Here is an 11316-nt window from a genome sequence, read left to right as displayed (position 1 = left end):
CGGAACTCGATACGCGACCCGGAATAGCCGTTGTCCACATAGGCGATTCCGAGGGTCTTGCTCCCCACGCCCATCGTGATCAGGTCGTACCCCGGCCCCGCCGCACTGGCCGGCGAGACAACGCCGAACGACAGCACGGCCGCGCCGAGAACACCCAGGACCTTCTTGTTCATCTGGATAACCACCCTCGTGTGATCAAGCTCCACTGGTGGCGGAAGCTATCCGATCAAAGTGGCCGCAGGGTTACCGGAATCCAGGAAATGGCTTGTTCTTCGCGCGCCGCCGAATGGGTCTGGCCGGAATCCGAAAAAAGCGTGCGAACGGGCACATGGAATTACCCTTTCGATCTTCGGAAATGCGCTTTCCAGTGCATTTTCGGTTGCCCGGAAAGACCTTGCCGTCTACCGGTTTCCATCCCGCGACAGCATGCTTTGGCCTGTACATGTCAAGATTGGGCGAATGGCCGGACGGCCGCATCCGGTTCACCACCGTGATGAACCGGATACGGGTGCCCGTCAGTACGGGATCAGCGCGCGATCAGAGCGCGATCAGCACTCGATGATGTTCACGGCCAGGCCGCCGCGCGCCGTCTCCTTGTACTTCACGCTCATGTCCGCGCCCGTCTCCTTCATGGTCTTGATGACCTTGTCGAGGGAGACCAGGTGGCTGCCGTCGCCGCGCATCGACATCTTCGCCGCCGTGACGGCCTTGACCGCCGCCATGCCGTTGCGCTCGATGCACGGGATCTGGACCAGGCCGCCGACCGGGTCGCAGGTGAGGCCCAGGTTGTGCTCCATGCCGATCTCGGCCGCGTTCTCCACCTGCTCGGGGGAGCCGCCGAGGACCTCGGCGAGGGCACCCGCCGCCATCGAGCAGGCCGAGCCGACCTCGCCCTGGCAGCCGACCTCGGCGCCGGAGATCGAGGCGTTCTCCTTGAAGAGCATGCCGATCGCGCCCGCGGCGAGGAGGAAGCGGACCACGCCGTCCTCCTTCTCCTCCGGGGTGCAGGAGCCGGAGTTGAAGTTCATGTAGTAGTGCAGGACGGCGGGGATGATGCCGGCGGCGCCGTTGGTGGGGGCGGTGACCACGCGCCCGCCCGCCGCGTTCTCCTCGTTCACGGCCATCGCGTAGAGGGTGATCCACTCCATCGCGTGCGCGGCCGGGTCGCCCTCGGAGCGCAGCTTGCGGGCCGAGGTGGCGGCGCGGCGGCGGACCTTCAGGCCGCCGGGCAGGATGCCCTCGCGGGACATGCCGCGCGAGACGCACGCCTGCATGACCCGCCAGATCTCCAGCAGACCGGCGCGGATCTCGTCCTCGGTGCGCCACGCCTTCTCGTTCTCCAGCATCAGCGAGGAGATCGACAGGCCGGTGTCCTTGGCGAGCCGGAGCAGCTCGTCGCCGGTGCGGAAGGGGTACTTCAGGACGGTGTCCTCGGGGACGATCGGGTTCTCCCCGGCCACAGCGTCCTCGTCCACGACGAAGCCGCCGCCGACCGAGTAGTACGTCTTCTCCAGGACGAGCGCGCCCTCGGCGTCGTACGCGAAGACCGTCATGCCGTTGGCGTGGTACGGCAGCGCCTTGCGGCGGTGCAGGATCAGGTCGTCGTCGAAGGAGAACGGGATCTCGTGCATCCCGAGCAGGTTGATCCGGCCGCTCGCCTTGATCCGCTCGAACTCGTCGTCGGCCTTCTCGACATCGACGGTGCGCGGGGAGCTGCCCTCCAGGCCCAGCAGGACGGCCTTCGGGGTGCCGTGGCCGTGGCCGGTGGCGCCGAGCGAGCCGTACAGCTCCGCTCGTATCGCCGCCGTGTGGGCGAGCAGGCCCTCGTTCTTCAGCCGGCGGGCGAACATCCGGGCCGCGCGCATGGGGCCCACCGTGTGGGAGCTGGACGGGCCGATGCCGATCGAGAACAGGTCGAAGACCGAGATGGCCACGGGGGACTCCTTGTGAGGGCTAGACGCCGTTGTCTGCCGGGGTGGCGCAGAAACGAAGAGCGTGGTGCACGGGCCGGGGCACCGCGCTCACTGTCCAGTGTGCGCGGTGCCCCGGAGGTTTCGTACGAACGGACCCGGACGGGTCCGGTAACAAAAGGGTACGAAATTACTTCAGGCCGGGGTACAGCGGGTGCTTGTCGGCGAGCGCCGTCACCCGGGCCTTCAGCGCCTCGGCGTCGAAGCCGGGCTTCAGCGTCTCGGCGATGATGTCGGCGACCTCGGCGAAGTCCTCGGCCTGGAAGCCGCGGGTCGCGAGGGCCGGCGTGCCGATGCGCAGACCGGAGGTGACCATCGGCGGGCGCGGGTCGTTCGGAACGGCGTTCCGGTTGACCGTGATGCCGACCTCGTGGAGCCGGTCCTCGGCCTGCTGGCCGTCGAGCTCCGAGTCGCGCAGGTCGACGAGGAGCAGGTGCACGTCGGTGCCGCCGGACAGCACGGAGACGCCGTGGGCGGTGACGTCGTCCTGGACCAGGCGCTCGGCGATGATCCGGGCGCCGTCCAGGGTGCGCTGCTGGCGCTCCTTGAACTCCTCCGAGGCCGCGACCTTGAAGGAGACGGCCTTGGCCGCGATCACGTGCTCCAGCGGGCCGCCCTGGAAGCCGGGGAAGACCGAGGAGTTCAGCTTCTTGGCGAACTCCTTCTTCGCCAGGATGATGCCGCCGCGCGGGCCGCCGAGCGTCTTGTGCGTGGTCGAGGTGACCACGTCCGCGTGCTCGACCGGGTTCGGGTGCAGACCCGCCGCGACCAGGCCGGCGAAGTGGGCCATGTCGACCCACAGGTACGCCTCGACCTCGTCGGCGATCCGGCGGAACTCGGCGAAGTCCAGCTGGCGCGGGTAGGCGGACCAGCCCGCGATGATCACCTTGGGGCGGTGCTCCTTGGCGAGGCGCTCGACCTCGGCCATGTCGACCAGACCGGCCTCGTCCACGTGGTACGCGACCACGTTGAACTGCTTGCCGGAGAAGTTCAGGCGCATGCCGTGGGTCAGGTGACCGCCGTGCGCCAGGTCCAGGCCGAGGATCGTGTCGCCCGGCTGGGCGATCGCGAAGAGGGCGGCCTGGTTGGCGGAGGCGCCGGAGTGGGGCTGCACGTTGGCGTACTCGGCGCCGAACAGGTCCTTGATCCGGTCGATGGCGATCTGCTCGGCCACGTCGACGTGCTCGCAGCCGCCGTAGTAGCGGCGGCCGGGGTAGCCCTCGGCGTACTTGTTGGTGAGGACCGAGCCCTGGGCCTCCATGACCGCGACCGGAGCGAAGTTCTCCGAGGCGATCATTTCGAGGGTGGACTGCTGGCGGCGGAGCTCGGCGTCGACGGCGGCGGCGACGTCGGGGTCCAGCTCGTGGAGAGGGGTGTTCAGAAGCGACATGAATCGATCCCTGGGGGTCTCGGTTTAGCCGGCGGTGAAGGCGGTGTACTCGTCGGCGGTGAGCAGGTCGTCCGGCTCGCCCGCGAGGCGCACCTTGAACAGCCAGCCACCCTCGAACGGAGCGGAGTTCACGAGCGACGGGTCGTCGACGACGTCCTGGTTGGCCGCGACGACCTCACCGGTCACCGGGGCGTACAGGTCGCTGACGGACTTGGTGGACTCCAGCTCGCCGCAGGTCTCGCCCGCGGTCACGGTGTCGCCGACCTCGGGGAGCTGCACGTAGACGATGTCACCGAGCGCGTTGGCGGCGTGCTCGGTGATGCCGATGGTGGCGACGCCGTCCTCGACGGCCGACAGCCACTCGTGCTCCTTGCTGTAGCGCAGCTGCTGGGGGTTGCTCATGACCTGATTCTCCTGGATCGGGGGAGTACTGATGAACGTGGGTCTTGCGGGGTGAGACACGAAGTGAGACGAACGGGTGAGGGAAACGTCACTTCTCAGGCCCAAGCGAGCCTGGGCGCGCCACTCGGGTTCCGGCGTGTCACTTCTGGCGCTTGTAGAACGGCAGCGCCACGACCTCGTACGGCTCGTGCGCGCCGCGGATGTCCACGCCGACGCCCTCGGTGCCGGGCGCGGCGAGCTCCGCGTCCACGTACGCGATGGCGATCGGCTTGCCGAGGGTCGGGGACGGGGCGCCGGAGGTGACCTCGCCGACGACCTGGCCGTTCGCGACGACGGAGAAGCCGGCGCGCGGCACCCGGCGGCCCTCGGCGATCAGGCCGACCAGCTTGCGCGGCGGCGCGGTCTCGGCGCGCTCGGCGGCCTTCTCCAGCGCCTCGCGGCCGACGAAGCGACCCTCGTTGGTGGTCTTCTCGAACTTGACGACCCGGCCCAGGCCCGCGTCGAACGGGGTCAGCGCGGTGGTCAGCTCGTGGCCGTACAGCGGCATCCCCGCCTCCAGGCGGAGCGTGTCGCGGCAGGACAGGCCGCAGGGGATCAGGCCGACGTCCTTGCCCGCCTCGGTCAGCGCCCGCCACACGCCCTCGGCGTGCTCGGGCTTCAGGAACAGCTCGAAGCCGTCCTCGCCGGTGTAGCCGGTGCGGGCGATCAGCGCGGGGACGCCCGCGACGGTGCCGGGCAGCCCGGCGTAGTACTTCAGGCCGTCCAGGTCGGCGTCGGTGATCGCCTTCAGGATGCCGGGGGACTCCGGGCCCTGGACGGCGAGCAGCGCGTACGCGTCGCGGTCGTCGCGGACCTCGGCGTCGAAGCCCTCGGAGCGCTCGACCAGCGCGTCCAGCACGATCTGGGCGTTGGAGGCGTTGGCGACGACCATGTACTCGGTCTCGCCCAGGCGGTAGACGATCAGGTCGTCCAGGATGCCGCCGTCCTCCTGGCAGATCATCGTGTAGCGGGCGCGCCCGTTGCCCACGGTCGAGATGTTGCCGACCAGGGCGTAGTCCAGGAGCTCCACGGCCTGCGGGCCCGTGACGGTGATCTCGCCCATGTGCGAGAGGTCGAAGAGACCGGCCTGGTTGCGGACGGCGTTGTGCTCGTCGCGCTCGCTGCCGTAGCGCAGCGGCATGTCCCAGCCCGCGAAGTCGGTCATGGTCGCGCCCAGCGAACGGTGCAGTGCGTCGAGGGCGGTGAGGCGGGGGGCAGTGCTCATCGGGTGGCTCCCGGGTCCCAGGGCGTGCGGGGCACGACATGCATGACGGAGGACGGTCCTCCCCATCTGTCATGGAACCTGAGAGGTTCACCGGGGGCATCCCCGGCTTGCACCTTGGGTGGGACCGCGCGACGTGCGCGGTCCGCTTTTCAGATCTGCCTCATCCACGCGGTACGGGGCCTGAGAGATTCAAGGGAGGAACTTGCTCCTTCGGCGCCCGGACGCACCCCTGTGACTGCGGTGCGTGACCGGAACTCTCCCGCGCGGATTCGAGCGGCCGTTATGAGGTTGTGGACGCTCGTGCGAGCGCTTGCGCGCACATCATTGCACGGCGGTTCGGCCCGGCATATCGCTTGCGTCTCATTACCCTTTCTTTACACTTCATGGGCAAGGGTCTCCGCAGGGCCTACCAGGGGGAGAGACGCGATGCAGATGCCGCCGAGGACACCGGTGCGGACTGTCGGGCACGCCGGCGCCTACGCGACCGGAGCGGGCATACCCGTGCCGCGCGCCGGAGGACGGGCCCGCGCCCGCACCCGCCGCCGCGGCCGGCTCCTGCGCGACCTGCGCGAGCGCGGCGGCCGGGGCCCCCGCGCCCTCTCCTACGCCACCGGCGACGTCGTCGTCGTCTCCGGGCTGCCCGGCAGCGGCAAGTCGACCCTCATGGCCCGCACCGCCGAGGGCCGCGCCATCGACTCGCAGCACACCCGCGAGCGCTGGGAGGCCCGGCTGCCCCGCTTCCTGCCGTACGCGGTCTACCGCCCGCTCGCCCGCCTCGCCCACTACGCCGGGCTCCGCCGCGCCCTGCGCTCCGGCGCCGGCGTCGTCGTCCACGACTGCGGCACCCAGTCCTGGGTGCGCGGCTGGCTCGCCCGCGAGGCCCGCCGCCGCGGCACCGCCCTGCACCTGATCCTGCTCGACGTCGGGCCCGAGACCGCCCGCGAGGGCCAGCTCGCCCGCGGCCGGGGCGTCTCCGGCTACGCCTTCGCCCGGCACCGGCGGGCCGTCTCCCGGCTGGTCCGCACCGCCGAGGCGGGCCTGCTGCCGCCGGGCTGCTCCTCGGTCACCCTGCTCGACCGGGACGCGGCCGACACCCTGCGGAAGATCGGATTCCGGGACGTGTCCTGAACCACTCCGCGCCCCTTCCGCGCCCTTTTCGGTCACGGCGGCCCCGACACGCCGTTAAGGTGCTGAACCGCACCAGGTGCCGGACGCGCCGGGCGCGAGAGGGGAATGAAGAGAACCGTGGACGTGACGTGGCCCGGCAATGAGCTCGAGGAAGTGCTGGCCGCCTCGCTCGGCAGCCCCGCCGCCGGCGGCCGGCTGGTCGAGGTGCTCGGGCGCAGCCCCGTCTGGGTGCCGCTGCCCAACGGCGGGGGCCCCGACAGCAGCGACCTCGACCTGCCCACCCTGGAGATAGACGGCTACGCCTACGTGCCCGTCTTCAGCTCCGAGCAGCAGTTCCTGGCCTGCGTCGGCTCCCACATGTCCTTCACCGTGGCCCCGGCCCGCGACTTCGCCCGCGGCCTGCCCCCGCAGCTCGGCATCGCCGTGAACCCGGGCGGCACCGTCGGCATCCCGCTGCCCCCGCCCGCCGTCGCCGAGCTCTGCCGGACCGGCCGCACCGCGCTCGACGGGCCCGCCAGCGGCGGACGCGTCCGCCTCTTCGAGCCCGACTGGCAGGACGACCCCGTCGACTTCCTCTCCGCCGCCTCCGCCGAGTTCGAGGCGCTGGGAACCGTGGCGACCGCCCGCCGCGTCCTGGCCAGCGTCGAGGGCACCGAGCCCGCCCTCTTCATCGGGGTCCAGCTCACCGCCCCCGAAGCCGACCGCCACGGACCGCTCGACGCCCTCGGCCGCGCCCTCGGCCGGATCGAGACGGCCTGGCCGGTCAACCTCATCCTGCTCGACGTGGCACAGGACCCGGTCGGCGACTGGATGCTGGCGAAGGTGCGCCCCTTCTACCAGCGCGCCGCCGTGTGAGCGTCCCCTTGTCTAAGCTGAACTGATTCAAGCTGAACTGATTCAAGCCGATCCACACCGCGATGCGGACGACGAGGGGCGGGACCCAAAGGTGAGCGCGTCAGGCACCGCCGCGGCCGACACTGTCGAGCACATGCTGCGCCAGGTGGCACCCGGGCGCCATGACACATACGAGCGGCTGCTGCACGCCCTCGCCGCCGCCGACGTCCGGATGCTGCTCTGGCAGGGCTCGCCCGGCTCGCCCGACGCCCAGTACGGGAACATGGAGGTCGACGGCTTCGGCTACGCGCCCTGCGTCACCTCCGCCCAGGAGCTCGCCGCCTCCGGCTGGAACCGCGCCCACGAGCTGGTCGCCGGGATCGAGATCGCCCGCGCCCTCTACCCCGACCGCTGGGGAATCTGGCTGAATCCGCACGCTCCCGGCGGCGGCGTCGGCATCCCCTGGGCCGATCTGCGCCGCATCGCCACCGGCCTCGACCGGATGCCCGCCGGACCCCTGCGGCTGACCGAACCCGCGCTGGAGATCCCGCAGTTCTACGCCCTGCTCACGCAGAACGCCCACCGCACCCCGGCGGTGCGCTCGCTGCGCCGCGCCTGGGTGCAGCCCGCGCTCGGCTCCCCGTACCTCGCGATCGGCCTGGACCTCTACGACTCCTCGCCCGGCTCCGTCGAGGCGGTGCGGACGATGATGCTCCAGACCGTCACCGCCGTCCCCGAGGGCCTGCCGGTCTCCACGGTCGCGATGTCCGACGCGTACGACCCGGTCGCGATGTGGCTGCACGCGAACGCCCGGCCGTTCTACGACCGCGACGCGCACGCCGCCCCGGCGGCCCCGCCCGCCCCCGGCTACGGCTACCCGCCGGCCGCGCCCCGCCCGTACTGACGTCTCCGTCCGACACCGCCGTCCGGCTCCGTACCCTTACGTCCCTTCCGTCGCTTCGGTTCCCCCAATTCACTCCTGCACGGCATGAGTTGAGCGGGATGTCCGGTCTGGTCGAATAGCGGCCGAGTTGGTCCGCTCACGCGATCACGACGTCCGGATAACGGAAGACAGCGCACCGCATCACGTTTAGGAAAACATTCCCCTTGGGGTCTGGCGGGTGATCGCGGACACATTGAAGACTCCCCGGAACACCAGGCGTTCGGCTCCCCCCGAGCCGGTGCCCAGCAGTTGTTCCACCGAGCCGCTACCCGCGGCGGGCAAGGGCCGGCGACCCGGCGGCCGAGAGGGGTCCTCACCACGATGACGGCACCACTGCACGAGACGAATGCGGCCGGGCAGGCCGCGGCCGTCGACGCCGTGCCCGACGCGCCGGCCAAGGCGATCGAGGGCCGTTCCCCCTGGAAGATCGCCTGGACCAGGCTGAAGCGCGACAAACTCGCCCTCGCGGGCGCCTTCGTGGTGATCTTCCTGATCCTCGTCGCGCTCTTCGCGCCCCTCATCGTCGGCCTCCTCGGGCACCCGCCCGACGAGTTCCACGAGGACCAGATCGACCCGCTCTTCGGCACCCCGATCGGCTCCTGGGGCGGCGTGAGCTCGGACTTCCTCTTCGGCGTCGAGCCGGTCAACGGCCGCGACGTCTTCAGCCGCATCGTCTACGGCGCCCGGATCTCGCTGCTCGTCGCCTTCGCCGCCGCGCTCTTCGCGGTCGTCCTCGGCACCGTGCTCGGCGTCGTCGCGGGCTACTTCGGCGGCTGGATCGACGCCGCGCTCAGCCGGGTCATGGACGTCATGCTGGCCTTCCCGCAACTGCTCTTCACCATCGCCCTGGTCTCCGTGCTGCCCAACCAGTTCCTCGGGCTCGACGGTTCGGGTGTCCGCATCGCCGCGCTGGTCGTCGTGATCGGCTTCTTCGGCTGGCCCTACGTCGGGCGCATCGTCCGCGGCCAGACCCTCAGCCTCCGCAACCGCGAGTACGTGGAGGCCGCGCAGAGCCTCGGCGCCGGCCGGCTGTACATCCTGCGCCGCGAGCTGCTGCCCAACCTGATCGCCCCGATCATGGTCTACGCGACCCTGATGATCCCCACCAACATCCTCACCGAAGCCGCGCTCAGCTTCCTCGGCGCGGGTGTCAAGCCCCCCACCGCTTCCTGGGGGCAGATGCTGTCGACGGCCATCACCACCTACGAGGCCGACCCGCTCTTCATGGTGATCCCCGGCCTCGCGATCTTCATCACCGTGCTGGCGTTCAACCTCTTCGGCGACGGCGTGCGCGACGCGCTCGACCCGAAGAGCTCCCGCTGACGTACGCCGTTCACCGCAAGACCCGCCCCTGCCGCTGTCGACAGAGGCACATCCCCCAACGGCGGACCACCGTGACAACGGCCGCCTTTACTTCGGAGGTTGCTCGACCATGACTCTGAACAGCTCCCAGAGGCGCAGAATCGCCGCGGGCGCGCTGCTCGCCGCGGCCACGATGGTCGCGACCACCGCGTGTGGCGGCGGCAAGGGCGGCGACAGCGGCAAGGGCGGCGGCAAGGCGACCGGGGCCGGCTTCAACGCCGCGGTGAACCAGGTCGCCAACCCCTCGGACAAGAAGGGCGGCGAGCTCAAGTTCATCGGCTCGCAGGAGGCCGACTCCTGGGACCCGCAGCGCGGTTACTACGGCTTCGTCTGGGACTTCCAGCGCTACTACACGCGCCAGCTCGTCTCCTTCAAGTCCGAGCCGGGCGCCGCCTCCACCGAGCTGGTCCCCGACCTCGCCACCGACGCGGGCAAGGTCTCGGCCGACGGCCTCACCTACACGTTCACGCTGAAGGACGGCGTGAAGTGGGAGGACGGCAAGCCGATCACCTCGAAGGACGTCAAGTACGGCATCGAGCGCATCTGGGCCCAGGACGTCATCTCCGGCGGCCCGATCTACCTCCAGCAGGTCCTCGACCCGAAGAAGACCTACGCCGGTCCGTACAAGGACACCTCCGCGGACAAGCTCGGCCTGAAGGCGATCGAGACCCCGGACGACAAGACCATCGTCTTCAAGCTGCCCGTCGCCAACGGCGACTTCCTGCAGATGCTGGCGATGCCCGCCGCCTCCCCGGTCCGCCAGGACAAGGACACCAAGGCCAAGTACGGCCTGAACGTCTTCTCCTCCGGCCCGTACAAGTGGCAGTCGTACACGCCGAACAAGTCCATGAAGCTCGTCCGCAACGAGAACTGGGACGCCAAGAGCGACGGCATCCGCAAGGCCCTCCCGGACACCATCAGCGTCACGTTCACCACGAACGCCGACGACATGGACAACCGCCTGATCGAGGGCGAGTACGACCTCGACATCAACGCGACCGGTGTCGGCGCCGCCGCCCGCTCCAAGGTGCTCCAGCAGAACAAGGGCAACGCGGACAACCCGCAGACCGGCTTCATCCGCTACGCGGTCTTCCCGCAGACGGTCATCCCCAACATCGAGTGCCGCAAGGCGATCATCTACGCGGCCGACTCCAAGTCCCTCCAGACCGCGCGTGGCGGCCCGCAGGCCGGTGGCGACATCGCCTCCAACATGCTGCCCCCGGCGATCAAGGGCGCGGACCCGAAGTACGACCCGTACGGCAAGCTCGGCGGCGCCCCGGACCTCGCGAAGGCCAAGGCGGCCCTCGCGAAGTGCGGCCAGCCGAACGGCTTCAAGACCACGATCGCGGTCCGCAACAACAAGAAGATCGAGATCGCGACCGCCGAGTCCCTCCAGCAGTCGCTGAAGGCCGTCGGCATCGACGCCCAGATCGACCAGTTCGACGGCGCCCAGACCTCCGGCATCATCGGCTCGCCGAAGGTGGTCAAGGAGAAGGGCTACGGCATCATCATCATGGGCTGGGGCGCCGACTTCCCGACCGGCCAGGGCTTCCTGCAGCCGCTCGTGGACGGCCGGTTCATCCTGCAGTCCGGCAACAACAACTTCTCCGAGCTGAACGACCCGGCCGTCAACGGCCTGTTCGACCAGGCGCTGAAGGAGACCGACCCGGCCAAGGCCGGCGAGATCTACAAGCAGATCAACACCAAGGTCTCCGAGGCCGCGGTCTACCTGCCCTTCACCCACGAGAAGAACATCATCTGGCGCGGCTCCCGCCTGACCAACGTCTACACGGCCGACGCCTACAACGGCCGCTACGACTACGCGTCGCTCGGCGTCGTCAAGTAAGTCGCCTCCAGCCGAGTCTGAAACCAACTCGCTCCAACGGCGCACCCGCCGCTAGGTCCGAAGGGCAGGTGAGGGCCGTGCGCGGCGGCCGGGGAACCCGATCGCCTGATCGTCGCCGACGAGACGCGCGGGCCCGACGGGGTCACCCCCTGCGTGGGCACCGAGCTGCTGGTGAAG

At 70.0% G+C, this 11316-nt stretch carries 9 protein-coding genes and 1 riboswitch; of the genes, 5 read left to right on the top strand and 4 right to left on the bottom strand.

Annotation, left to right across the window (positions count from 1 at the left end; translation table 11 throughout):
• Nucleotides 1-548: 548 nt before the first annotated feature.
• From AB0C99_RS38800 to gcvT, 4 genes are all read right to left on the bottom strand, one after another.
• Nucleotides 549-1934, bottom strand: coding sequence for an L-serine ammonia-lyase (locus AB0C99_RS38800; protein ID WP_362485101.1), 1386 nt, complete (start codon nucleotides 1932-1934; stop codon nucleotides 549-551).
• Between the two features lie 166 nt (nucleotides 1935-2100).
• Nucleotides 2101-3360: a serine hydroxymethyltransferase gene (gene glyA / locus AB0C99_RS38795; RefSeq protein WP_362485099.1), complete on the bottom strand. Its 1260-nt coding sequence runs from the start codon at nucleotides 3358-3360 to the stop codon at nucleotides 2101-2103.
• 24 nt (nucleotides 3361-3384) lie between these two features.
• Nucleotides 3385-3762, bottom strand: a complete 378-nt coding sequence (gcvH, locus tag AB0C99_RS38790; RefSeq protein WP_046905368.1) for a glycine cleavage system protein GcvH — start codon at nucleotides 3760-3762, stop codon at nucleotides 3385-3387.
• Nucleotides 3763-3901: 139 nt separating this feature from the next.
• Nucleotides 3902-5026 (bottom strand): glycine cleavage system aminomethyltransferase GcvT, encoded by a 1125-nt coding sequence (gene gcvT / locus AB0C99_RS38785; RefSeq protein ID WP_362485097.1) that lies wholly within the window; start codon nucleotides 5024-5026, stop codon nucleotides 3902-3904.
• 159 nt (nucleotides 5027-5185) lie between these two features.
• Nucleotides 5186-5298, bottom strand: a riboswitch (glycine riboswitch).
• Between the two features lie 154 nt (nucleotides 5299-5452).
• Here gcvT and AB0C99_RS38780 point away from each other — a divergent pair.
• The 5 genes from AB0C99_RS38780 to AB0C99_RS38760 all read left to right on the top strand — a co-directional run bounded on the left by AB0C99_RS38780 (nucleotide 5453) and on the right by AB0C99_RS38760 (nucleotide 11139).
• Nucleotides 5453-6154, top strand: a complete 702-nt coding sequence (locus AB0C99_RS38780; protein WP_362485095.1) for an AAA family ATPase — start codon at nucleotides 5453-5455, stop codon at nucleotides 6152-6154.
• A gap of 117 nt (nucleotides 6155-6271) precedes the next feature.
• Nucleotides 6272-7009 (top strand): enhanced serine sensitivity protein SseB, encoded by a 738-nt coding sequence (locus AB0C99_RS38775; protein WP_362485093.1) that lies wholly within the window; start codon nucleotides 6272-6274, stop codon nucleotides 7007-7009.
• A gap of 91 nt (nucleotides 7010-7100) precedes the next feature.
• On the top strand, nucleotides 7101-7892 hold the full coding sequence (locus tag AB0C99_RS38770; RefSeq protein ID WP_362485091.1) for an enhanced serine sensitivity protein SseB C-terminal domain-containing protein: 792 nt from the start codon (nucleotides 7101-7103) through the stop codon (nucleotides 7890-7892).
• A gap of 360 nt (nucleotides 7893-8252) precedes the next feature.
• Entirely contained in the window at nucleotides 8253-9254 is a 1002-nt protein-coding gene (locus tag AB0C99_RS38765) for an ABC transporter permease (RefSeq protein ID WP_362485089.1), read from the top strand.
• A 109-nt stretch (nucleotides 9255-9363) separates the two neighbouring features.
• A complete protein-coding gene (locus AB0C99_RS38760) occupies nucleotides 9364-11139 on the top strand; it encodes an ABC transporter substrate-binding protein (protein ID WP_362485087.1) in 1776 nt (591 codons plus the stop codon).
• The last annotated feature ends 177 nt before the right edge of the window (nucleotides 11140-11316 follow it).

Source organism: Streptomyces sp. NPDC048659 (assembly GCF_040650575.1).
Taxonomy (GTDB): Bacteria; Actinomycetota; Actinomycetes; order Streptomycetales; family Streptomycetaceae; genus Streptomyces.
Note: the sequence above shows the minus strand (reverse complement) of the source record. Positions and strands in the feature narration are given on the sequence as shown.